Raw genomic sequence first — 24077 nt, forward strand, 5'->3', positions numbered from 1 at the left:
AAACAAATATTGCCTCGGTCTCGTACTGTTTCGGGTGGGCCATGAGTGGTTTTCTGCATACCAACCTGCACTGTCTTGCACTGGTCGCGCGTCATCACGGCGTCGATCTTGCTCCTGAACGATTGCAGCACGATTATGCCGTCGGCAACGATCCTGTTGCCTTGCGGCAGCTGCTGCGCATAGCCAAGGATGCCGGCCTCAGGGCAAAGCATCTGACGCTCGACTGGCGATCTCTGTTCCAACTTGGCGAGGCATTCCCGGTGCTCGCTGAGCTGACGAATGGCAACTGGGTGGTCATCGCCGGCGCTGTCGGGAGCGGGGAGGATGAGAGAATCCGCGTTCTCGACCCGCTGGCATCACGCGCCGAAGTGATGATGCTCAGCGAAGAGCAGTTCGCTAAGGCCTGGCTCGGGTCGGTGATCCTGGTGAAGCGCAACTATCGTATGTCCGATGAGGACCGGCCCTTCGGCTTCCGGTGGTTCGTCCCCGAGATCATCAAGCAGCGCAGCTTCTTCCGCGATGTCGCGCTCGCCGCCTTCGTGCTCTACGGGCTGGGGCTGACGACGCCGATCTTCTTTCAGCTCGTCATAGACAAGGTGCTGGTGCATCAGAGCTATGCGACGCTGACGGTTCTCACGGCGGGCATTGCGATCGCGCTTGTCTTCGACGCGACCTTCACCTTCCTGCGCCGCTATTTGCTGCTCTATGCGACGAATAGGATCGACATCCGCGTCGCGACCCGCACCTTCGGCCATCTGCTCAACCTGCCGATCGCGCTCTTCGAGCAGGCCTCGGCCGGCGTTCTCGTCAAGCATATGCAGCAGACGGGGCGCATCCGCGAATTCCTGACCGGCCGGCTGTTTCTTACACTCTTGGATGGCGTTTCGCTTCTGGTCTTCGTGCCGATCCTGCTTCTCTACAGCGTCAAGCTGACGCTTGTCGTGCTCGGTTTCGCAGCTCTCGTCGGGCTCGTGGTGATGATGCTCGTCGGGCCGTTCCAGCGCCGGTTGCAGGCGCTTTACCAGGCCGAAGGCGACCGGCAGGCATTGCTGGTGGAAACCGTGCACGGCATGCGCACCGTCAAATCGCTGGCGTTGGAGCCGCGCCAACGCAAGGTGTGGGACGATTATTCCGCCCAGTCGATCTCTGTGCGTTTCCGGGTCGACAAGATCTCGACCATCGCCCAGGCGATGACCGGACTGCTGGAGAAGCTGATGAGCGTCGCGATCATCGGCCTCGGCGCGCTCGATGTCTTCAGCGGCGCGATGACGATCGGCGCGCTGGTCGCCTTCAACATGCTCGCCGGCCGGGTCTCGGGACCACTGGTGCAGATCGTCACCATGGTGCACGAATATCAGGAAGTCGCGCTCTCCGTGCGCATGCTCGGCGAGATCATGAACCAGCGGCCGGAGCAGGCGGGCCGCGGGCGAGGTGTTCGGCCGCATCTGCAGGGCCGCATCGAATTCGACAGGGTCACCTTCCGCTACGGCCCGGATAGCGCGCCGGCGCTCGACAATGTCTCCTTCGCCATTCCGTCGGGCTGCCTCTTCGGCGTGGTCGGCAAGAGCGGCTCGGGCAAGACGACGATCACAAGGCTCATCCAGGGGCTCTATCAGAGCCAGGAAGGCCTCGTGCGCATGGATGGCTATGACAGCCGCGAGATCGACCTCGTGCATCTGAGAACGAGCATCGGCGTCGTGCTGCAGGATAGTTTCCTGTTTCGCGGCTCGGTGCGCGAGAATATTGCCGCCGCCAAGCCCGATGCCAGCATCGAGGAGATCATGGAAGTCGCCCGCATCGCCGGCGCCGAGGAGTTCATCGAGCGCCTGCCGCGCGGCTTTGACACGATGCTGGAGGAAAACGCGTCCAACCTTTCAGGCGGCCAGAAGCAGCGGCTTGCCATTGCCCGCGCGCTTATCACCGATCCGAAGCTGTTGATCTTCGACGAGGCGACGAGCGCGCTCGACCCCGACAGCGAGGCGATCATCCGCGAGAATCTGAGCCGCATCGCCGCCGGCCGCACCGTCATCATCGTCTCGCACCGGCTTTCGACGCTCGTCGATGCCGATGCCATTCTCGTCATCGACCGTGGCAAGGTCGCCGATATCGGCCGGCACGATCAGCTTGTATCGCGCTGCATGACCTATCGCCACCTGTGGTCCCAGCAGATGAGGCAGGTCGCATGAACGCGCACACCAGAAAACCCAGCGAGAACCTGCCGGTCCCTTCAGGCAATGGCCCTTCAGACAAGGCGCCCTCGGGCAAGGGAAGGGCACTGACCGCTCGCCCGCCGCTGCCGCCGGCCATTGCGGAATTCCAATCCGATGCCGTCGAACTCGAGGAACGCGCGCCGCCCAGAGTTGCGCGCATGACGCTCTATTGCGTAACTGCGCTGATTGCTTCGGCGATCATATGGGCCTCGGTCTCATCGATCGACGAGGTGGTGATCGCGCCTGGCAAGCTCGTCACCACCCAGCCGACCATCGTCGTCCAGCCGCTCGAAACCTCGATCATCCGCACGATCGAGGTGAAGGCCGGCGAAGTGGTGCATGCCGGCCAGACGCTCGCGACCCTCGACGCCACTTTCAGCCAGGCCGATGTCGACCAGCAGCAGGCGAAGTTCTCCGCGCTCGACGCCCAGGTGCGGCGCATCGAGGCCGAGCTTGCCGGCGACGATTACACGGCGGGAGGTACGCCCGACCAGATGCTGCAAGCGCAGCTCTTCGGCCAACGAAGGGCCTTCTACATGGCGCAGCTGCAGAATTTCGAGCAACAGATAGCCGGCCAGTCGGCCGCTCTTGCGGCGAGCAAGAACCAGGAGGCTGTGCTCAATGACAGGCGCGATGGGCTCTCGCAGATCGAGGCGGCGCGGGAGCGGCTCTATAACAAGCAGAGCGGCTCGCTGATCACGCTGCTCGGCTCGCGCGACGCCCGCCTCGATGTCGAATCCGATCTGACCGCCGTTCGCGGCCGGGCCGACGAGGCCGAGCACGCCTATGCTAAACTTAGGGCCGACCGGCAGGCCTTCATCGAGGATTTCCGCCGGGCGGCAATGGAGCAGCTGGTGGAGCTGCGCGGCCAGCGTGACATGGCGGACGAGGAACTAAAGAAGATGGCGCTGCGCCGCAACATGGTCGTGCTGACGGCGCCGGCCGATTCCGTCGTGCTCGACCTGGCGCAGCGCTCGGTCGGTTCGGTGGTGCGGGAGGCGGAGCCGGTGGTCACACTCGTGCCCATTAACGTGCCGCTTGAAGCGGAAGTCTCGATCAACACGCGCGATATCGGCCGGGTGGGCGTCGGCAAGGAAGCCCGTATCAAGCTCGATGCCTATCCGTTCCAGAAATACGGAACCGCGACAGGCGAGGTGAGGACCATCAGCCAGGACACCTTCCTCACGGGCCAGCAGGAGGCCGCCACCAGCCAGCCGTCCGCACCCTTCTTCAAGGCGCGGATCCTGCTTGCCGATACCCGGCTGAATGCCACAGATGTGCCGGTGCGGCTGCTTCCCGGCATGACTGTGACCACGGAAATCAAGGTCGGCAACCGTACGGTGATCTCCTATTTCCTGTATCCGCTGCTGCGTGGCCTCGACAACGCAATACGCGAACCGTAGGACGTGGCGGATCAGTTCGCCCCGAACGAGATCTCAAGTGAGATTCAAAAGTAGATATTTTGCATCCCATAGCTGCGGCCTGTCCCGCCCGCATGTTCGTGAAGTCGGATTTGCCCGGCTTTCGGCGTTAACTTCGATTGATTGGGAATGAGTGTCGCAATGATTCACGACGTCTGCATTATAGGCGGCGGCATAGTTGGTCTTGCCACCGCCATGGCCGTTCTGGAAAAGCGTCCCGGTGCAAGTGTCGTTCTCCTTGAAAAGGAGCCTCGCTTGGCCGTCCACCAGACAGGGCACAACAGCGGCGTCATCCACGCGGGAATCTACTATGCGCCAGGCAGCTTGAAAGCGCGCCTTTGTCGGGAGGGGGCCGATGCCATCAAGGCGTTCTGCAGGGAGAAGGGTGTACCCTATGAACAATGCGGAAAACTGGTGGTTGCCACCAACGAGCTCGAACACCGCCGCCTGAAGGACCTGGCCGAACGGGCAAAGATCAACAACATCGATATCGAATGGTTGGATCGGAATGCGCTGAAACAACGGGAGCCCATGGTCGAAGGCGTCGCGGCAATTTTCGTTCGGGCGACGGGTATCGTCGACTACAAAGCTGTGTGCGTCGCCATGGGCGCTGGTCTGGCTGCTCAGGGCGTGAAAATCGAATTGAATACGCAGGTTTCCGCGATCCGCGAAACCTCGAATCTCGTGGAGATTTCAGCGGGTGAGTGCCAATGGCGGGCCAGACAGCTGATCGCCTGCGCCGGCCTGCAGTCCGACCGCATCGCCAAACTTGCGGGCCTCAAGATCGATCATCAGATCATACCATTCAGGGGCGAATATTTCCGTCTGCCGCCGTCGCGGAATGGACTGGTCAGGCACCTGATCTATCCGGTGCCTGATCCGTCGCTTCCATTCCTTGGCATTCATGTCACCAAGATGATCGACGGCAGCCTCACCGTCGGACCCAATGCGGTTCTGGGAATGGCGCGCGAGGGGTATCCGAAATTCAGCATAAACATCCGGGATCTGAGCGAGTGTCTGTCGTTTCCGGGCCTATGGCGGCTTCTCTGGAAAAACGCAGGGACCTCCGTGCACGAATTCAGGGACTCGCTGTGGCGGAAAAATTATCTGGAAGCGTGCCGCAAATACTGCCCATCGCTGACATTCGAAGACCTTCAGCCGATGGAAGCGGGCATCCGGGCCCAGGCCGTGATGCGGGACGGGCGTCTGGAGCATGATTTCCTGTTCCTAAAGACGGGTCGCATGCTGCACGTCTGCAATGCGCCGTCGCCAGCAGCCACATCGGCGATCCCGATCGGCCGGGATATCGCCGACAGGTGCTTTTCCGCCGGCTGAACGAAACCGTGAGAGAAACCGGATGACGTTCAAGACAAGATTTCTCGAAGTCGGAATGAAGATCTGGCATAACTTCGATGCGACCGGCGCCGTGCCGTTTTATCCGGCTCCTGGTGGCAGCCTTTTCGTTTCTTCTTTCTGCTGCGGCCGGAAGACGGGCTGACGCCTGAGATCGATCGAGACATCCACACGACAGCAGCGGGGCGATCCGCCAAGCCTTACCTCCTCGCCGGAAGGTTGTTAGTCCTGCTCGATTGCCTGAGCGGTAGGGCATCCCTGCCTGTTGCCCCGTTCCAGGGGGCCGAGGCCTACGCCAGACACAACAACTATTCGTACTTCCTTCCCTCGACGGCGTTCCTTACAATCTTGCCTGTTCTCCCCGCCCTGGAAATGAGGTTTTCATGAGCACGCTTACCCGCTTCTCCGTTCAGCCGCTCTCGAGCATGACCCGCCGACTTGCGGATGTCGCCTCCGCTCGTCGCGAACCCGACCTTGTCATCCAGGGCGCGCGCGTCTTGTCCACCTATTCGGAGCGCTTTCTCGACGGACGGGAAGTCTGGATTTCAGGGGGGCGCATTGCGGCCGTGAAGCCGTCCGGGAGCTACAGGGGCGGGAGCGCTAAGCTCTACGACGCCAAGGGCGGCATCATCGCCCCCGGCCTGGTCGATCCGCATATCCATATCGAATCCTCGATGGTGACGGCCTGCGCCTATGCCGAAGCGGCGCTCCTGAACGGCACGACGACGATCTTCTGCGACAGCCACGAGATCGGCAACGTCATGGACGTCGCCGGCGTCGAGGCCATGCTCGAGGATGCACGGCAGGCGCCGCTGTCGATCTTCCTGACCGTGCCGAGCACCGTGCCGGCGACAACGCCGGATCTGGAAACAGCCGGCGGCGACCTGACGCCGGACAAGATCGCCGCCCTGTTCGACAAATGGCCGGAAGCCGTGGCTCTCGGCGAGAAGATGGATTTCGTCCCCGTTGCGATGGGTGACGAGCGCAGCCATGCGATCCTGGCTGCAGCACTCGAGCGCGGCAGGCCGGTGTCGGGCCATGTCTACGGACGAGAGTTCGTTGCCGCCTATGCGGCATCCGGCGTCACCGACACGCATGAAGCCATCGACCGCGACATTGCCGACGACCTGCTGGAAGCCGGCGTGTGGATCTTCCTGCGCGGCGGCCCGCCGACGACTCCCTGGCATTCGCTGCCGCAGGCGATCAAGACGATCACCGAGCTCGGCGCTTCCCACAAGCGCGTCGCCGTCTGCACCGACGATCGTGATGCGGAAGATCTGCTCGCCTTCGGCCTGGACTGGGTAACGCGCGAAGCCGTGAAATGCGGCATGAGGCCGGAAGAGGCCTGGGCGATGGGTTCGCTGCACGGCGCGACGCGGTTCGGCATGGAAGGCGAAATCGGCGGTCTGGGCGGCGGGCGGCGCGCCGACCTTGTGCTTCTCAACGACGACCTTACGCCGGTCAGCACCTGGTATGGTGGCGAGCTCGTCGTCGACGGCAAGAAGATCACGCCGATCCTCGACGAGGCCCTGTCGAAACCGTACCGCTATCCGGATACCGCCTACCACACGGTCAAGCTGCCAAAAAATCTCAAGCTGACACCGGAACTACCGAGGGAGACAGTCGTCGCTCATACGATCAGGACGGAGCTGCCTGGCATTACCCTTGGCCATGTCACCGTCACGCTGGAACCGGCCAATGACTGGCAGGCGCATTTCGACAAGCACGACCTCTGCTTCGTGACGGTGGTGGAGCGTCACGGCAAGTCTGCCGGCAATGTCGCCCACGGACTGCTCAACGGGTTCGGGCTCAGACAAGGCGCGGTCGCATCCTCGGTCGGCCACGACAGCCACAACATCATCGTCGCCGGCACCAATGCAGCGGACATGCAGGTGGCGCTCGACGCGATCGAAGAAAAGCAGGGTGGCGTCTGTGTCGTGATGGACGGCAAGGTGACGGCCATGGTGCCGCTGCCAATCGCCGGGCTTTTGTCCGACAAGCGCGTGCACCACGTCGCGGACGAGGTAAAGTCCTTGAAGCTCGAATGGGAAAAGGCAGGCTGCACCATCGCCTATATGGGCTTCAACCTCATCCCGCTGTCGGTCATCCCGGAAATCCGGATAACCGATAAGGGTCTGGTGCTGGTGCCGGAAATGGTGATCTCGCCGCTCTTCGAAAAGGCCTGAACGCTGGCAATCCGATGGTGAAAGAGGTGCCGATCCTTCGCTGCGACGGGGCAAGAAAACCTAACTCGTCGCCAGCGAACCGCCATCAGTAACGTTACGTATCGAGTGCACGTTGTTTGGCAGTCGAGATCAACTCCTTGAAGTGCGCAGCAATCCTGCCTTCGCGGCTAGCGTCCTCCGCTTCCCAACCGAACTTCCACGCGTCGTGGCGCGCAAGCCAATCCCCGAGGGCACCGGTATCACCAGTAGGCATCCTGTGGGCGGCGAGGTATGGGTTTTCGTGAGCCTTCAGGCCGAGCACCCGCGCCCTTGAGCCTGCCTCCTGTAAATCGATCAGCTCTTCAATCGTCATGCGCGATCCCCCACGATGTCGACGACGGTAGCATCGCAGTCCGCGCATGCAAGAGAATGCTAATTAATGGGTTAATTTGGGACAGTTTCGAGTGGAAAGCGACTCTGGTCGACGACATGCATACCCGGCTCGTCCATCACCGCGCCCGTATCGCTCCACACCCCCACTCGGCGAGGCTTTGGCCTACATCGCCAAATACTGGGGGGCCTGAAGTTCTTCCTGATCGATTCGGCGTGCAGAGCGTCTCTAAGAAGGATAGGCGGCGAGTTTGGTCATCTCGGCATCGCGGTGGCGCCCATGGTTTCCGCATCGCGGTCATTGACGATCGGTTTCAGCATCTAATGGGGGGGCGCTGCCCGGTATGTGCAGTGAAGCACCGGCCTTTTCGGCTGCTGTCCGCAGGCGCTTGTCTCTGGTCCATAAGGCCGCTCTCCGGTCAAGGAGAACGGATGCTAGCAAGTGCGCATCCGTGTAGCCGATGCCCATGCTGAAAATGCCATGTCGGTCGATCATTGTCATGACTTCGTCGTGCGTGGCGACGATCGCTCCGCGCTGAGCGGCAAGGAAAGCTATCACGCTGCCGCGATCCCGCAGGCTGCCAAGAGCCAGTTCGCCGATCACGCTCGGGTGGCAAAGCAGTCGATCGTCTTCAATAATCCTGCGTAGCTCGGCATCGATATGGCGGAAATGATCAATCCAGATCGAGGTGTCTGCGAGTATCACTTAACCGCTGCGCTCCGGCGGCGCGGGGCTGCCTCGGCGTCGGGCATGGTTCCTCCAAGCGCAATGAGGCGTTTTCCCGACTCGACACGAACAAGCGTCTCCAACGCTTGGCGGACGAGCGCCGCGGTCTCCTTGGTGCCGGTCAAGGACTTTGCCTTGTCCAAGAGTGCGTCGTCGAGATTGATGGTTGATCGCATCATCTGCCTCCTTTGCCAAGGCACACCAAATAGCACCATTTGATGACTAAATCTACGCTGATAGCGGGCGCTGTTGGCCGGATATAGACGTCTGTGCCTATCAACCGCGACAGATTGCATGATCCGCGGTTCGAATTTGGTCAGGGAGAAAGTGTCCGTGATATTCAAACTGACAGACCCTGCCGGAAAGAAACGCCTGTAGCGATAATTTGAGCCGCGCAGGATGAGCCACCCGAAAACTTGGCAGCGCCAGCGCGGCAAGGGGCGCGCCCCGGGACAAGCAGATACCTCGCACTGTGCCGTTAGATCGTATACTCCGGTTCAGACAAGGTCTGGTCCATCGTAATGCCCGGGAGGTTAAAGTGGCGCTTGCCCACCTGTCTCGCCGGAATGCCGGCGACCGATGTGTAGGCTGTAACGGCATTTATGACCACGCTGCCTGCACCTACCTTGGCGCCGACGCCAATTTCGATGTTGCCGAGAATCTTCGCCCCCGCTCCGATAAGAGCGCCGCGCCGTACCTTGGGGTGCCGGTCGCCGGTCTCCTTGCCCGTCCCACCCAATGTAACATTCTGGAGTATGGAGACGTCGTCTTCGACGACCGCTGTCTCGCCGATGACCAGGCCGCTCCCATGATCGAGCATGATGCTCTTCCCCATCTTTGCGGCGGGATGAATGTCGACACCGAAAACTTCAGAAATTCGGCTCTGAATGTGGCGCGCCAAATGGAGGCGGTCATGATGCCAAAGCCAGTGGGCGACGCGTTGTCCCTGCAAAGCCACAAAGCCTTTGAAATAAAGGAATGGCGTGAGGATTTCCGTGTTCGATGGGTCGCGTTCCTTGATCGCGGTCAGGTCGGCGGCGGCATCGGCGACAATATTGCGATTGCCGACGAACGCCTGCGCAATCACCGCCAGCAGCTCTTCATGGTCGAGGTCGTGATTGGCCAGTTTGATCGCGACCCGCTGAGCGAGCGCCCGGGCGAAACTCGCATGATAAAGCACTGCGGAATTCATGGCGCGTGTGAGTGCTGCATCCTTGGCCGAAGCGTTGACGGCCTCCGCGCAAAGCGCCTCCCAGATTGCGGCAACCTGAGGCGAGGGGGATGGCTCCGTCGACAGATTGCTCAAGCTGACCAGTGGAACCGTCATGCTAGCTTCCTTCTGCATGCGGGATGTCGCGACATCCGGCATGCAGACGTTAGGTTAATCTGGCCGGCGATAGATGGTCTAAAATTACGTGGATCTTTGCGGCCGCTCTAAAATTCCTCTCTTTTTTCGCAGGAACTGGGAAATTATTTCCAAGTCGCTGCATCGCCCCTCAGCCGTGCTCCGGAATGCGTGAAGCCGGCAGCCGGCAGGGAGGCCAAGGCCCGTCAGACGCCAAAACAACGCAGTCATCGTTCCAGGTCGAATAGTGCTTGCGTTCGGGATATGATTTTCTATTATTTTAGTAGAGAATTAGCGACTGGTCGGATCGGGCGAATTTAGGCCGACCGGTCCAACGCAGAAGGAGCCGATGAATGACTCTTCTCTCGTCACGTTCTTCGAATTCGGAGAGCCAGGATGCGGACCACCTCGCAAGGATTGCGATTGTCGGCCGAGGCTTCACGGGGATCATGACCGCAATCGCTCTTTTCAAAAGAGTTGATCAGCCTTTCCATCTGGTGATGTTCGACCCACGAGCAAAGATAGATATCGGCGAGGGCATAAGTCAGCCCGCGTCGACGGTGCTGACCAGCCGCGTTCGCGACCTTTCCGTTGATCCCGGACTGCCGGACGATTTTCGTCGGTGGCTCGAAACCGATGACACGTGGCGCGATCGCCTGATCTCGGATCCTGCAGGTCTCGAACACGCCTTTGTGCCCGGAGAAATCTTCAGCACCTATGTGTATAAACGCTTCGCCGAAGCCCTGACCCATCGGCCTGATGTCATCGTGCAATTTGGCTCGGATACCGTAACGGCGATCGATAGGCATCTGGACGGAGGATATTCCGTTTTCCTTGGAGCCGAGCAGCGAACCCGCTTTGACGCGGTGTTTCTTGCGACTGGTTACGGGATGCGGGAATATTCGGACGCGGCGCCTGCCAGTGAAACGCAAAATGCTGTCGTGATCGGCGGCGGCATCCATGCGGTCGACAGGGCGCTCGGACTGCTGGCGGACGCCAAGATTTCCCATGTCACGTTGATCTCGGAATCGGGCTTTCTGCCTCAGTCGCATGCTCCCGCTGCCGTTGGATCTGTTGTCACGGACCAACCCATGCCGGGGACTCTCCGCGGCGCGTTCCGTTTCCTGCGTGAGGCCGCCAGCAGAGCCGATCTGGAAGGTTCGGGATGGCAAGGCATTATGAACGGCTTTCGTTCACGCGCGCGCGACCTTTGGGCGGGACTGACGCCGGAAGAGCGTGCACGGTTCAAACGCCACGTGAAGGCCATTTACGACAGTCATCGCAACCGGTTGCCACCTGAGCACTACCAGCGCCTGCATCATGCGATCGCCAGCGGCGCGATCGCCGTGCGGAAGGGAAAAGTGAATTGTATCGCCACGAACGGCGTGCTGTTTTCGGCCCCGACCGGGCTCGAGGTGCTTCCCGCGGATCTGACGATAGACTGCCGCTTCCGGCCGTCCGGGACTGATAGCCCGCTTGTCCGCTCGCTTATCGTTGCGGGTCTTGCAACGCGTGACGAACTCGAGATCGGTATCGTCGTAGACGAATGCGGGCGGACCAAGGCGAGCGCGCTCCATGGGCTGTTCGCGATGGGACCGCTCGGCCTGGGCAGCCTTCCGGATATCGATCTGGTGCCTCAGATCGTCTTGCAAAGCCATGCGGCAGCGTCGTTGCTCAACCGCTGGATTGGTGAAGTGGCTAAAAGCGCAGCACGTCGTCGAAGCCTGTGACGACGTGTGAGAGTTATTGTCCCAACCTGTAAATGGATGGCTGCAGCCGACCAAAGCTGCATCGCCGCTCTGGGCGATGCCGCGGGTTGGGAATGGGGTGCCGTCAGGCTGTTCGCTATGCCTGGATGACTGTCGGTGGCGCAAGCGGCGGCAAGCACCGCGCGACATGAAGCTACATGGTCGTCCCCTGTCCGGCCGCGCTCACGCGGCCTTTGCTTTCGGCTTGGCGGCCTTGACGTGGGTTATGCTGCGGCGGCCGTCGACGCTGACGGGGACGTCGCCGTCAACGGTGGCGCGGCGCACGACCCGGTGCTGGTCGCCGTAGTCGTTGACAGCATAGTGCTGGGTCGCACGATTATCCCAGATCGCGACATCCCCGGCTCTCCAGCGCCAGCGCACGGTATTTTCCGGGGCGGTAACGTAGGACTGGAACACCTCGTAGAGTTTGGCGGAGTCGCTCTTCGACAAGCCGACCAGACGCTGAACGAAATTGCCGAGCAGCAGCGATCTTTCGCCGGTTTCGGGATGGACACGCACGACTGGATGCTCGGTCTCGTAGATGGTCGAGGTGAAAACTTCCTCGAAATGCTTTTTCTCTTCAGCGGTGGCACGAGGGCGCACGGCTGCGTAGTCATAGGCATTGCTGTGAATGGCCCATAAATTGTCCGCCAGCAATTTGAGCGATGCTGGCAGACTTTCGTATGCGGCCTGGGTGTTGGACCAGATCGTATCACCTCCAGCCGCCGGAATGACGACGCCACGAAGGACCGAGAATTTAGGATAGGCATCCACGAAGGTGACATCGGTGTGCCACTGGTCCGCCCTGCCGCCGCCGCGGCTGGAATCGAGATTGAGGATGGAGGCCGTACCGGTCACCGGACCCTGGGTTGGATGAGGCACAAGGTCGCCCAGGCGGCGTGCGAATGATTCCTGTTGGGAATCGTCAAGATGTTCCTGGTCGCGGAAGAAGATGACCTTGTGTTTCAGGAGAAGCTGGTTGATGGCCGCCACCGTTGCGTCCGAAAGGTCTCCGCCGAGGCGGATGCCCCTGATTTCGGCGCCGACGCGGCCGGTCAGCGGCACGACATCGGACTCGGGGATGATCTGATTGACGAGAACTGGATTGCTCATGGAAACCTCCTGGCTGATCTTGGAAGAAGACGGCAAGTCACATGCGCCCAACGAGGCATCCGCCGGGCGTTCGAAAATCTCATTGTTAAAATCGACAGGGCTATGGAACGCCATAATCTATAAAATCCATAGACAAAATTTTCTAATTTTGTCCGTTTGCCCGAAACAGCCGCCTTCGATAGTTCCTTCTTGCCGATGAATTCCTCACTTGGGCCTTCAGCGATGCATCGTTTCACCGAAGGCGCTTGCGCCTGAAGTTGGGAGCTCCCGACTTTCGTGGTCCTGAATGACACGCAGGCAAGGTAAACACTCATCAACAGACTCGCAGATTCGCGATTGGAACGAAAACGTCGCTTCCGCAAATCAGAGTCCGCAGACCAGCAGCGCCTTGGCCACCGATTTGTTCGGTAAGACGCTCAGCGTGGCGGGGATCCTGCTTGTCACTTCGGAGAATTTGGGGGGGCCGATATCGTCACGCCGTGGCGCTGGGATATGCCGCTGAGCGCTTCCGTCCGGATATGTCGGATACTTCGGGCGCTCGGTACTCAACACGTGTCATCAAGAACTGTTCGCCCGGATTCACTCTGTGACGCGAGACACGAACCCCATCGATCCGAAGGCTTTGACCTCCGCGGCTTAAAAAAGAGAGAATTTCGCGCAAAAAAGAAACAGCCTATGCGTTTATCGCATAGCTGAGGTGAGAGATTGTCGCTGTTTTAAACCGATTGAACCGCCTATATTCCAATCATTGAAACGACGCCGGAGCCAAGCAAGGTTGCTGACGTCAGACAGCCCTCAGGAAAGGGGATTATCATGAACGTAGCACGCTCTTTCAACAACTGGCGCAAGTTCCGTCAGACCGTTACCGAACTCGGCCGCATGTCCAGCCGTGAGCTGCAGGACCTCGGTATCGACCGGGCTGACATCCGCAGCGTTGCCCGCGCATCGATCGCGCGCTAACCGCACAGCACTTGGTATTTAATACTGCTTGACGCCCGCTCCTGACGCGGGCGTTTTTGCGTCCAACGCCATGGCTGAGGTCGGTTGGATTCTCATTCGTATTGTAAGCTTTCCGACTTGTATTTCTTGCATAGCTGCGGTGCAGCATAAGACATTGGCACCATCCATAGCCGGTGTATGATTGGATCAATCGAAGCAATGCACCTCCTCCCGCAAAGCTTCGACTTTCAGACGGCCCACTCCTCCTCCCAAGGGACGTCTGTCGGAACAGCGGCACTCCTCCTCCCAGTCGCTGTTCGGTTTTCAGAAAGCCTGCCGCACCTCCTCCCGCGGCAGGCTTTTTCGTTTTCGGAGCAATCCCTGCTGCAGATCGAAATCGAGTGGAACTCTCACGTCGCGTCACCCACTCAATCGCACCCGTCTTCCTTTGGAACCGGCTGGCGGTTCCCTGGAGGCGCCTGTCGCAGACCTTCGGACTCTGTCGTCCTAAAAGGAAGTCTATTTGCCAAAGGGCTAGGTCCCGCATTGGCGCGATTTCCGCACAGCAGCTGACCCCGCCGAATGTCTCGGTTTCGCGAGTAGTCCGGCTTCCCAGAAACGGCGTTGCGAAAAGGCCGTCGGCTATGGCTTCATCCATGAAGGAGGTGCCGGCAGGCAAAGGCGATCGCTATGAACCTTCGCCCGCCTCAATGGCTTCAATGAACTCAGCGAAAGTTTGTCCAAGCACGCGGACCTCATCTGACCATGCGCCGGCAAAGACAAACGGAATCGAGATATAATCTTCGCCGATTATTCCATAAGCGGTCGGGCCACCATTCGAACCAATCAAGAACCGGTCGGTCTGAAATTCGAAGAGTTCATAACCGTCCGCCTTGGCGAGTTCCGCGACGCTCCAGAGAACCAGATATCCTTGACCGACTTCGTCATTGAAACCATTCGAGATACGTAAGAACGCCTTGTACTCTTCGGGCAAGATGATCGAGAGCGAAGCCTCACATGCCTCGATCTCCGAAAGACTGGCGCCGGGCAATTGATATCCATGCTGCAGCTTTTCGAGCATATGTTAGCCCCCGGTTATGGCAAAGCACCCGGACGCTCAGCGGCCGTTCAGTGCCGCGTGCCGGGCAGAAAACTGTCCTGACCGTTTGCCTGGGAGAGGGATACGCCGCTTCTATCCAGGTCCTGCAGCAGGGCGCCCAGCGCAAGATCCAGGCAATAGGCGGAGAATTCAGCGTTCAGCTCCCTGGCGTTCTCTCGGGCATAGGCAACCAGCCTGGCGAGTGATGCCAACTCCTTGAGCTCTTCCTCACTCTTCGGCGAGACTGTTGCTTCGGCTGTTTCGTGCATCTGAGTGTTCCCCCGGCTTCCCTGCCGGCACATGCCGACAAAGCGGAGAAAGCTTAGCCCTCTTGGAGGAAAGACGCGCGTGACACGGGCGTGACAAGACTTCCCGGTGTTCAGAACCAGATCTCAGAAACCGGCCCGGCGCAAAGCCTCGCGATATTGTTCCTTCTGCCATTGCTCCTTGAAGGGAACGACGGAAAGCCATTTGTCGACATCGAAATCCGGATAGATCTCGCGCACCTTGCGCATGTAGAGACGCGCATTTTTCGTATCACCGAGCATGGCCCAGCAGGCAGCCGAAAGCCGGTCGGCCGGTGTGCGGTCGTCCATTGCGGAGATCTGTTCCAGCGCCTCGGCATAATGGCCGAGTGCGAAATTGGCGCCGGCCGCCGTCCATAGATAATCTGTCGGGCTCAGCGGGTTGAGCGAGATCGCCCGCTCGATCTTGGCCAGCGCATCGGCCGGGCGCGACGCATGAACGAGGGTATCGGCATAACTCGCAATGCCGTCGGCATAATGCGGGCCGAGTTCTTCCGCGAGCTTCAGCGCCAGAACGCTTTCATCGATGTCCCCCAGATAAAGCTTGGCGACGCCGAGTTCGCGAAAACCGGCTGCCAGCGATGGATCGGCGACGATCGCCCGGTTCGCATAGTCTTCCGCAAGTCCGAGCAGTTCGCTGTCGCCACGTGCCGTCAGCAGCCACTCGACGAGAAAGGTACGCGACAACCCGCTGAGTGCAGGGGCAAAATGCGCGCTGTGTTGAAGCGCTTCCCGGAACGCCTTCCGGGAGCGGCGAATATCGGGAAGGGAAAGCCGCTTTACGTCCCGCAGGCCAAGAAGGTAGCTGTGATAGGCGGCCGAATTGCCCTCGAAGGAATCGCGCATGGTTTCATGCCGGCGAACCTGCCCGGCAAGCTCCCTGGCAATCCGCCGCGCGATGTCGCGCCGGTGACTTATCAAATCATATTTCTCGAGGCTGAAACGCTCGGCCCAGATGACCTCATCGCCGCCGGCATGGATCAGCTGAACAAAGAGCGTAGCGATGCCCGCATGATCGGTCAGCCTCGTATCGAGAACATAAGAAATCGAGTGACGCAGGATCAGCTCGGCCTTGTCGGCATTACGGGCGATCCGAGCAGCCGTATGCGGTGCCACGACGGACACCGTATTCAGCGCGCAAAGGCCGATCGTCACGTCCTCGATCAGCGGTCCGGAGAGCATCGGCAAAGCACCGGCCGCATCCATCCCGCCAGGTGGCAGCAGCACGAGACGGGGCAGGGGACGAGGAGCCCGACCGCCGCCGTCGCTTGGTGGCTCCATAACGCTCGGCGGCGATTGACTGCCGGCAAAGACCTTGCGGACCTCTCCCAAAGCCTGGACGTCAAGACCGACATCGAGTGCGCTTTCCAAGCCATGCCTGCTGGCATCAAAAAGCCTGCGGGCATTCTCCAGCTGTCCCTCGGATTCGTAGGCTTCGAGAAGGATACGACGAATATTCTCGTCATCAGGTGCATCGCGGAAAATCCTGAGCGCCGCCTCCTTGATCAGGCTCACATCCTCTCGCGACCGGGCCGCGGGTAGCGCCGTCTTCAGCGCATCCACCAGGATCGCCATGTGCTTGTCGCGCTGGCCGGCGATCCATTGCCGCGTGCTGACGCTTTGGTCGGCGAGCACAGCCAGGAAATCCTGGCGTAGGACGGCAACCAGCCGCCGCAACTTTTCAAGTGCGCCATCGCCATCGGGCTTGGCGAGTTCGAAGAGATCGCAAACAAATGCATCCGGCTTGATCCGCACACCGGTCGACGTGAAGACCAGAAGCTCGGTGCCGAGCTCGGTCTGACGTGCCTGAATGCGCGATATAGTCTTGCGCAGGTTGGCCATGATGTCAGGATTGTCATGGCTGTCCCATAGGAACCGCGCCAACGCCGAGCGCGGATATTCGCTCCCGGCCCCGTCCTGCAGATAACGATCCAGCAAATAGCAAATCGCAAGCAGACCCTTTTCCGGGAACGCCACGGGTTTCCCGGTCAGATCGATCAGCCGCAACTCACCAAATGACTCGAGCCTGAGCTTCATGCGGATACTGCCTGCCGATATCCCTGGCTATTCTCCGAGCGGAAGAGTGATATCCGCTACGGAGGCTCCCAATGTTACGTCGCGACTTTCCGCCTGCGCCATCGCCTTCACCAATGCGATGACCGTTTCGCGGATATTGCGGTCGGCGATCTTCAGAAAGGCGCGATTGAGCGCCAATCCTTCCTTCGTTCGCAGGAATTCGGCAACTGGATCAGTATTCGCCGACAGATCCAGCCCTTGCAGCGTCAACGGCTCGGAGTTCTCCTGTTCGAAGAAGAAACTCACCGACGTGTGAAGCACATCGGCGATCCGCTGCAGACGGCTCGCGCCGATGCGGTTGATGCCCTTCTCGTATTTCTGAACTTGCTGAAATGTCACGCCGATCTGCTCGGCAAGCCGTTCCTGGCTCATCCCGAGCAACTGCCGGCGCATTCTTATGCGCGCTCCGACATAGCTGTCTATCGCATTCGCTGTCTTGACATTCATCGCGTGTTTTCAGCCTCGATCGCTTTTTTCAATCGGTGCAGCTGTAGTATCCCCTGCATGGCTTTTCCATGGTTGTTTTCACATAGCATACTGGATATGCGATGATCGCGACTGACTGTGATATGAATGCCCGTCTGGGAAGACGCTAAGCTGGGCAGAAATCACTTGTCCGGAGAGCAAATCGAACAAAAACCGTACCAATACGGATAAAACTGGGCTGTAATTGCGTCTCCGCTTACGCTAAATGCACTTCAGCGACCGCCGCCCGAGAGTCTTCCCAGCCCCGATCGCCCGAAAATCCATCGAACAAAGCGACGTGGCACGGCACCGGCCGTGCCTGTGCAGGAGAAGCATTGATGGCAACCGTTGCCGAGAGCGCGCCCCGTTTCGAAAAAACAACGATGTCCATCCTCATGGCGGTCAGCTTCTGCCACATGCTGAACGACATCATGCAGTCACTGCTCGCCTCGCTCTATCCGCTGTTCAAGGCGAACTACGATCTCGATTTTGTGCAGATCGGCCTCCTCACCATGACTTTCCAGGTCACGGCTTCGCTGCTGCAACCGCTGGTCGGCATCGTCACCGACCGCTGGCCGATGCCCTATTCGCTGCCGGTCGGTATGGCGAGTACCTTTTGCGGCCTCATTCTGCTCGGCAATGCCGGCAGCTTCGAACTGCTGCTGGTTGCCGCAAGCTTGATCGGCTTCGGCTCGGCGGTCTTCCACCCGGAATCTTCGCGCGTTGCCCGTCTTGCCTCGGGCGGTCGCCACGGTTTCGCGCAATCCTTCTTCCAGGTCGGTGGCAATGCCGGCCAGGCGATCGGTCCGCTGCTTGCCGCCTTCATCGTGCTGCCGCTCGGTCAGCACAGCGTCTCCTGGTTTGCCGCCATCGCCATGGTCGGCATGGTCGTGCTGAGCTGGGTCGGCAACTGGTACATGAGCCACAGGCGCCAGAATGCCAGCAAGCCGGCAATCAGCCGGACCCTGCCGTTGCCGCAGAACCGGGTCATCTGGGCGCTGCTGATTCTCGTGCTGTTGACGGCAACCAAGAATGTCTACATGGCCAGCGTGTCGAGCTACTTCACCTTCTATGTCATCGACAAGTTCGAGCTCAGCGTGCAGCAGGCACAGCTGATGCTCTTTCTGTTCCTCGGCTCGGTCGCCGTCGGCACGTTCCTCGGCGGGCCGATCGGTGACCGCTTCGGCGCGCGTTTCGTCATCTGGTTCTCGATCCTCGGCGTCATTCCCTTCGCGCTCCTGCTTCCCTATGCGAACCTTTTCTGGACAGGCGTGCTCAGCATCGTCATCGGCCTGATCTTCGCTTCGGCCTTCTCGGCAATCGTCGTCTTCGCACAGGAACTGGTGCCCGGGCGCGTCGGGCTGATTGCTGGCGTCTTCTTCGGCTTCGCCTTCGGGGCAGGGGGGCTTGGTGCTGCGCTGCTCGGCGATTTCGCCGATACCCACGGTATCGACTTCGTCTACCGGATCTGCTCCTACCTGCCGCTGCTCGGTCTCCTGACGGTCTTCCTGCCGCGTATTCCCAAGCAGAAACCAGTCTGAGGCGACATCGCTTACGGACAATCGATCGAGCCGAAATGTCACCGACACTTCGGCTCGATGCATCATGCAGTTTCACACGTCGCCATCGCCCACGGGCCCGAACGTATTTTTCTCCTCATACGGGGAAGAGGGATCACCATTCCTTTAATCCACTATTTTTATAGATAATATTCGTCCAATAATGACGTCGGTTTCGGCACGATATTGGAAGGAAATGGCATGTCTGCTCCCAAACTGGTCGGCCTTGCAGGTAGTTTCAACCGCCCCTCGAAGACCTTTGCGCTTGTTGAAAACGTTGCTGGTCTCGCCGCCGAGAAATATGGCTTCGACAACACGATCTACGACCTGACCGACGTCGGCCCTTCGCTTGGCCAGGCGCTGCGCCGTGGCGATCTCGACAGTCGCGCCAAGGAAGTCATCGACGACATCGTCAATGCCGATGTGCTGGTCATCGGAGCGCCAACTTACAAGGGCAGCTATCCCGGCCTCTTCAAGCATCTGATCGACTTGATCGACCCGCATGAGCTACGCGCCAAGCCGATCATCATCACCGCGACCGGCGGCGGCGACCGGCACGCGCTGATGGTCGAGCACCAGCTTCGCCCGCTCTTCGGTTTCTTCATGTCACACACGCTGCCGACCGCCGTTTACGCGTCCGACCGTGACTTCACCGATTATCGTGTCTCATCCGACCCGCTTTCCAATCGGATCGGGGAAGTCATCAGCGAGCTCGCCGCCTTCTTTCCCAGCCAGAAGCAGGCGCTTATCGCCGCCGAGTGAAGCGTGCGGGATAGACTTGAAACGGCGCCGCGGAGGCGCCGTTTTCGTTTTAAGACTGTCCTTTTCCAGTCGTCATAGTCCACAAATTTGATGGAAATTTATCCTGCCGATATCGATGGCAGGGCAAGAGTTTTTCCGGCCCTTCCTCCACATCAGACATTCGTGCTTCGCTCACGATACGCGCATTTGCCATGATCGGCCCGCTCGGGGCGCTTGGCCTCATTCAGTCAGACGGGATATAAAATGACCAAGAACAAAAATCTTCACGGCTTCCACCTTTCGCGCCGGGCGGCTCTTGCCGCCGTCGCCGTTTCCGCTGCCGCACTCTTTGCCTTTGCAGCCCCTGCTCCTTCCTTTGCCGAGGACAAGTCGATCAAGGTCGGCATCATGGCCGGCGAGGAGGAGGACATCTGGCGCGTGGTCGCGAGCGAGGCGGCCAAGAAGGGCCTCAAGATCGAGACCATCACCTTCAACGACTATACGCAGCCGAACGAAGCGCTGGAACGCGGCGAACTCGACGCCAATGCCTTCCAGCACCAGCCCTATCTCGACAACCAGATCAAGCAGCACGGCTACCACATCGTTCGCGTCGGTTATACTGGGGTCTGGCCGATCGGCCTTTACACCAAGAAGTACAAGTCCGTCGCCGAGATCCCGGAAGGTGCCGTCATCGGCGTGCCGAACGATCCCTCGAACGAAGGCCGTGCGCTGCGCGTTCTCCAGAACGAAGGCCTGATCAAACTGAAGGACGACACCGGTATTCTTGCGACCGTCGCCGACGTCACCGACAATCCGAAGAAGATCGAAATCAAGGAACTCGACGCTGGCATCGTCGGCCGTTCGATCGACGATCTGGATGCCGGTATCGTCAACACCGACTGGGCGCTGAAAAGCGGTCTTTCTCCGGCCGAACGCATTGCCCAGGAGCCGATCGCCGACAATCCATATCGCAACTTCATCGCCGTCAAGGACGAGAACAAGGATGCCGACTGGGTTAAGACGCTTGTGTCTTCCTATCAGAACGAGACCGTCAAGGCCGAGTTCGACAAGGTCTACAAGGGGACGGGTCTCAGCGCCTATTGATCCGGGGCAGGGCTGGGGTTAAGGCCTGCCGAGAGGCGGTCCGGGCGTTTTTTGCCTGGGCCGCCTTCAGTATTTGTAAGGAAAAGCACATGAATTCCTTTGTTTCCACCACGGCGATCGCGGCAGAGCCGCAAACGGCGACCGAAGAGGTGGTGAGGCTTACCGACGTGAAGCGGCGGTTCGGAGCCACTGCAGCACTCGACGGCATTTCGCTGACGGTGAAGAGAGGCGAGATCCTCGGCATCATCGGCCGCAGCGGCGCCGGCAAATCGACGCTGATCCGCTGCCTGAACGGCCTGGAACGCGCCGATAGCGGCGAGATCCTCATCGAAGGCCGAGATATCACCGGACTTTCAGAACAGGAACTGCAGCCGCTGCGCCGCCGTATCGGCATGATCTTCCAGCATTTCAATCTACTGTCCGCCAAAACCGTCGAGGAAAACGTCGCACTGCCGCTGAAGATCGAGGGTCTTGCAAAGAGCGAGCGCCTGAAACGGTCGCATGAGCTGCTCGAGCTCGTCGGCCTTGCCGACAAGGCGAAGGCCTATCCCTCATCGCTGTCCGGCGGCCAGAAACAACGCGTCGGCATCGCCCGGGCGCTCGCGGCACGCCCGGCACTGCTGTTGTCCGACGAGGCGACGTCGGCGCTCGATCCAGAAACGACCCGGTCGATCCTCGCGCTGCTCAAGGACATCAACCGTAAGCTCGGACTGACCATTCTGCTGATCACCCATGAGATGGAAGTGCTCCGCGGCATTGCCGATCGCGTCGCGGTCATCGATGCCGGGCGGATCGTCGAGGAAGGGCAGGTCTGGTCTGTCTTCGCCAACCCGCAGGCTGATATCACCAGGAGCCTGCTCGGCGGCATCCGTCCGCAGCTTCCTGAGCATATCGCCGGCCGGCTGTCGGCGGCGGCGGGCAGCGAAGCGATCCTCAGCGTCGATCTCGCCGGGCCGCAGGCGCAGGGCGCGCTGTTTGCCGAGCTCTCGGCGGCCCTGCCGCATTCCTTCCGCCTCGTCCATGGCGGCATCGACCACATCCAGAACCAGCCGGTGGCGCGGTTCTTCATCGCTGTTCCCGCGCGCGACCCCGCGCTTGCCGGAAAGGTCGAACAATTCCTGGTGGCCCGGTCCGCCCGGGTGGAGGTGCTTGGTTATGACACCGATCATGCTTGAACTGCTTATTCGCTCCCTTTGGGAGACGATCCTGATGACCGTCGCCTCGGGAGTGATTTCGCTCGTCGCCGGCCTGCCGCTCGGCCTTGCTCTGGTCGCGACGGCACGCGGCGGCATCGCCGAAAACCTCTGGATCAACCGCGTGCTCGGCGGGGTCATCAACGGTTTCCGCTCGGTGCCCTTCATCATCCTGCTGGTGGCGCTGATCCCGCTGACGCGGCTGATCGTCGGCACCGCGCTAGGCACCTGGGCGGCCATCGTGCCGCTCGCCATTGCCGCGACGCCCTATTACGCCCGCATAGCCGAAGTATCGCTGCGCGAGGTCGACCGCGGGCTGATCGATGCCGTGCGTGCCATGGGCGGCAATCGCTGGACCATCATCCGCGAGGTGCTGGTGCCTGAAGCGCTGCCAGGCATCGTCGCCGGTTTCACCGTCACGCTGGTGACGCTGATCGGCGCCTCAGCCATGGCGGGCGCGATCGGCGCCGGCGGCCTCGGCGATCTCGCCATCCGCTATGGCTATCAGCGTTTCGAAACCAGTGTGATGATCGCGGTGGTGGCCGTCCTCATCGTGCTCGTCTGCGGCATCCAGTGGCTTGGCGACCGGCTGGTTGCCAGGCTGGACCACCGATAAATCAGCGCCGGAACTGGGCGGCGGGATGAGCGGCGGGCAACCTGCCGTTCCCGCCGCCGAAAAGCTTCTGCCGCAAGGGTCCTGCAGCATAGTCCGCCTTGAAGACGCGGCGCTCCTGTAGCACTGGGACGACCAGGTCGACGAAATCGCGCAGGCTTTCCGGCGCCACTGTCCGCGCCAGATTGAAGCCGTCGACGCCACCCTCTTCGATCCACGTCGTGAGATGATCGGCGATCTGTTCGGGCGAGCCTACCATCGGCTTCATCCGGCTGCCGAGTACCATCTGGTCGATGATGTCACGCAACGTCACCGGCTTCGCTGCCTGTTTCGTGATGGCCGCAAGTGCGGATTGATTGGCGTTGGTCGAGCTCTGGTCGATGACGTCGTCCAATCCATACTTCGAAAAATCGATACCTGTCGAAGCGGAGTAATGCGCAAGCGAGGCCTCGACGCTCGCATGGCGGCGGTACTCCTCCAGCTTGTCCCGTGCTTCCTTCTCCGTTCGGCCGACGACAACAGTGATCAGGCTCAGGATCTTCAATGCGTCGGCGCCGCGGCCGAATTCCTCCGCCTTCGCCCGCAGCGCATCGACGGTCGGCCTGGCCGCCTTGGGATTAGGACCGGCGATGAAGACGCATTCGGCGTGGCGGGCGGCAAAGTCCTGCCCGCGTAGAGAGGCGCCGGCCTGAAAGAGCAGGGGCGTACGCTGCGGCGAGGGTTCTGAGAGATGGATGCCCTCCATCCGGTAATATTTGCCGTCGTGACGGACAGTGCGCACTTTGGAGGGATCGGCATAGGTGCCGCCCGCCTTGTCGCGCACTACCGCATCGTCGTCCCAGCTCCCTTCCCAGAGCTTGTAGAGTATTTCGAGATATTCCTCGGCCGCATCGTAGCGCGCGTCATGTTCCGGCAGCTTGTCGAAACCCATGCTGCGGGCGGCACTGTCGAGATAACCGGTGACGATGTTCCAGCCGATCCGTCCTTTGGTCAGATGATCGAGCGTCGACATGCGCCGCGCCAAGAGGAAGGGTGGCTCATAGGTGGTGTTGACGGTGACGCCGAAACCCAGATGTTTCGTGACATAGGCCATCGCCGAAATCGGGATCAGCGGATCATTGACCGGGATCTGCGCGCCCGTCTCGATCACCGGCGCCGGGCTACCCTTGTAGACATCATAGACACCGACGATATCGGCCAGGAAGATGCCGTCCAGCTTGCCGCGTTCGGCGGTCTTGGCAAGCTCCGTCCAATAGTCGAGATCGGTATAATGCGCTGAGCGGTCGCGCGGATGCGTCCACAGGCCGTGGTTGATGTGCCCGACGCAGTTCATGTCAAAGGCATAGATCTGAATGGTCTTCATCAAGCGGGTCCCAAAGCCGGCAATAGAAATCAAGGATTTGCCGCATTAATTATCCTAGAGCATGATGCCGAAAAGTGTGAGCGGTTTTAGGACGACATCATGCTCTAACTATATAATATAGAACAGGATTCAGATTTTAGCCGGCTCG

The 24077-nt window shown here is 60.2% G+C and carries 21 protein-coding genes; 11 read left to right on the top strand and 10 right to left on the bottom strand.

Annotated elements, in window-relative coordinates:
* Positions 1–41: 41 nt before the first annotated feature.
* The 4 genes from ELH03_RS30415 to ELH03_RS30430 all read left to right on the top strand — a co-directional run bounded on the left by ELH03_RS30415 (position 42) and on the right by ELH03_RS30430 (position 7170).
* Positions 42–2186, top strand: a complete 2145-nt coding sequence (locus ELH03_RS30415) for a peptidase domain-containing ABC transporter (protein ID WP_128409488.1) — start codon at positions 42–44, stop codon at positions 2184–2186.
* Positions 2183–3613, top strand: a complete 1431-nt coding sequence (locus ELH03_RS30420; RefSeq protein WP_130767239.1) for an HlyD family type I secretion periplasmic adaptor subunit — start codon at positions 2183–2185, stop codon at positions 3611–3613. The genes ELH03_RS30415 and ELH03_RS30420 overlap by 4 nt, the downstream gene beginning before the upstream one ends.
* Before the next feature lie 147 nt (positions 3614–3760).
* The gene (gene lhgO, locus ELH03_RS30425) at positions 3761–4966 is read left to right on the top strand and encodes an L-2-hydroxyglutarate dehydrogenase (RefSeq protein WP_130767240.1); all 1206 of its coding nucleotides are present in this window, start codon (positions 3761–3763) and stop codon (positions 4964–4966) included.
* Positions 4967–5367: 401 nt separating this feature from the next.
* The gene (locus tag ELH03_RS30430) at positions 5368–7170 is read left to right on the top strand and encodes an adenine deaminase (RefSeq protein WP_130767241.1); all 1803 of its coding nucleotides are present in this window, start codon (positions 5368–5370) and stop codon (positions 7168–7170) included.
* Between the two features lie 94 nt (positions 7171–7264).
* Here ELH03_RS30430 and ELH03_RS30435 read toward each other — a convergent pair whose 3' ends face one another.
* The 4 genes from ELH03_RS30435 to cysE form a co-directional block, all read right to left on the bottom strand.
* Positions 7265–7522 (bottom strand): CrpP-related protein, encoded by a 258-nt coding sequence (locus ELH03_RS30435; protein ID WP_128404570.1) that lies wholly within the window; start codon positions 7520–7522, stop codon positions 7265–7267.
* A 315-nt stretch (positions 7523–7837) separates the two neighbouring features.
* On the bottom strand, positions 7838–8245 hold the full coding sequence (locus tag ELH03_RS30440; protein ID WP_128409492.1) for a type II toxin-antitoxin system VapC family toxin: 408 nt from the start codon (positions 8243–8245) through the stop codon (positions 7838–7840).
* On the bottom strand, positions 8242–8442 hold the full coding sequence (locus ELH03_RS30445; RefSeq protein WP_128409613.1) for a type II toxin-antitoxin system VapB family antitoxin: 201 nt from the start codon (positions 8440–8442) through the stop codon (positions 8242–8244). Before ELH03_RS30445 ends, ELH03_RS30440 begins: the two co-directional genes overlap by 4 nt.
* Positions 8443–8744: 302 nt before the next feature.
* Positions 8745–9593: a serine O-acetyltransferase gene (gene cysE, locus ELH03_RS30450; RefSeq protein WP_130767414.1), complete on the bottom strand. Its 849-nt coding sequence runs from the start codon at positions 9591–9593 to the stop codon at positions 8745–8747.
* A 371-nt stretch (positions 9594–9964) separates the two neighbouring features.
* Between cysE and ELH03_RS30455 the strand changes: the two genes are divergently transcribed.
* Positions 9965–11341: an FAD/NAD(P)-binding protein gene (locus ELH03_RS30455; protein WP_128409493.1), complete on the top strand. Its 1377-nt coding sequence runs from the start codon at positions 9965–9967 to the stop codon at positions 11339–11341.
* 201 nt (positions 11342–11542) lie between these two features.
* Here the strand turns inward: ELH03_RS30455 and ELH03_RS30460 are convergent, their stop codons facing one another.
* A complete protein-coding gene (locus tag ELH03_RS30460; protein ID WP_130767242.1) occupies positions 11543–12472 on the bottom strand; it encodes a TauD/TfdA dioxygenase family protein in 930 nt (309 codons plus the stop codon).
* Between the two features lie 813 nt (positions 12473–13285).
* On the opposite strand from ELH03_RS30460, the gene ELH03_RS30465 reads away from it, so the two are divergent.
* Positions 13286–13432 carry a DUF1127 domain-containing protein gene (locus ELH03_RS30465; protein WP_003552150.1) on the top strand — a complete coding sequence of 49 codons (147 nt, stop codon included), beginning with the start codon at positions 13286–13288 and terminating at the stop codon, positions 13430–13432.
* Between the two features lie 667 nt (positions 13433–14099).
* Here ELH03_RS30465 and ELH03_RS30475 read toward each other — a convergent pair.
* The 4 genes from ELH03_RS30475 to ELH03_RS30490 form a co-directional block, all read right to left on the bottom strand.
* Positions 14100–14492: an SMI1/KNR4 family protein gene (locus ELH03_RS30475; protein ID WP_128404562.1), complete on the bottom strand. Its 393-nt coding sequence runs from the start codon at positions 14490–14492 to the stop codon at positions 14100–14102.
* Positions 14493–14539: 47 nt separating this feature from the next.
* The gene (locus tag ELH03_RS30480) at positions 14540–14779 is read right to left on the bottom strand and encodes a hypothetical protein (protein WP_128404561.1); all 240 of its coding nucleotides are present in this window, start codon (positions 14777–14779) and stop codon (positions 14540–14542) included.
* A gap of 123 nt (positions 14780–14902) precedes the next feature.
* Complete coding sequence (locus ELH03_RS30485) at positions 14903–16852, bottom strand: AfsR/SARP family transcriptional regulator (protein ID WP_128409498.1); 1950 nt, start codon at positions 16850–16852, stop codon at positions 14903–14905.
* A gap of 27 nt (positions 16853–16879) precedes the next feature.
* A complete protein-coding gene (locus ELH03_RS30490) occupies positions 16880–17338 on the bottom strand; it encodes a helix-turn-helix domain-containing protein (RefSeq protein ID WP_128404560.1) in 459 nt (152 codons plus the stop codon).
* Between the two features lie 356 nt (positions 17339–17694).
* Here ELH03_RS30490 and ELH03_RS30495 point away from each other — a divergent pair, with 356 nt between their 5' ends.
* The 5 genes from ELH03_RS30495 to ELH03_RS30515 all read left to right on the top strand — a co-directional run bounded on the left by ELH03_RS30495 (position 17695) and on the right by ELH03_RS30515 (position 22569).
* On the top strand, positions 17695–18897 hold the full coding sequence (locus tag ELH03_RS30495; protein ID WP_128404559.1) for an MFS transporter: 1203 nt from the start codon (positions 17695–17697) through the stop codon (positions 18895–18897).
* 219 nt (positions 18898–19116) lie between these two features.
* The gene (gene msuE, locus ELH03_RS30500) at positions 19117–19677 is read left to right on the top strand and encodes an FMN reductase (protein WP_128404558.1); all 561 of its coding nucleotides are present in this window, start codon (positions 19117–19119) and stop codon (positions 19675–19677) included.
* A gap of 243 nt (positions 19678–19920) precedes the next feature.
* On the top strand, positions 19921–20760 hold the full coding sequence (locus ELH03_RS30505) for a MetQ/NlpA family lipoprotein (protein WP_112908209.1): 840 nt from the start codon (positions 19921–19923) through the stop codon (positions 20758–20760).
* An 89-nt stretch (positions 20761–20849) separates the two neighbouring features.
* Positions 20850–21935, top strand: a complete 1086-nt coding sequence (locus tag ELH03_RS30510) for a methionine ABC transporter ATP-binding protein (protein WP_128409500.1) — start codon at positions 20850–20852, stop codon at positions 21933–21935.
* On the top strand, positions 21916–22569 hold the full coding sequence (locus ELH03_RS30515) for a methionine ABC transporter permease (protein WP_032980232.1): 654 nt from the start codon (positions 21916–21918) through the stop codon (positions 22567–22569). Before ELH03_RS30510 ends, ELH03_RS30515 begins: the two co-directional genes overlap by 20 nt.
* A 1-nt stretch (position 22570) precedes the next feature.
* On the opposite strand, the gene ELH03_RS30520 is transcribed toward ELH03_RS30515, so the two are convergent.
* Positions 22571–23929 carry an LLM class flavin-dependent oxidoreductase gene (locus ELH03_RS30520; RefSeq protein WP_130767243.1) on the bottom strand — a complete coding sequence of 453 codons (1359 nt, stop codon included), beginning with the start codon at positions 23927–23929 and terminating at the stop codon, positions 22571–22573.
* Positions 23930–24077 lie beyond the last annotated feature (148 nt).

Origin of the sequence: Rhizobium beringeri, from assembly GCF_004306515.1 — a bacterium.
Classification (GTDB): Bacteria; Pseudomonadota; Alphaproteobacteria; order Rhizobiales; family Rhizobiaceae; genus Rhizobium; species Rhizobium beringeri.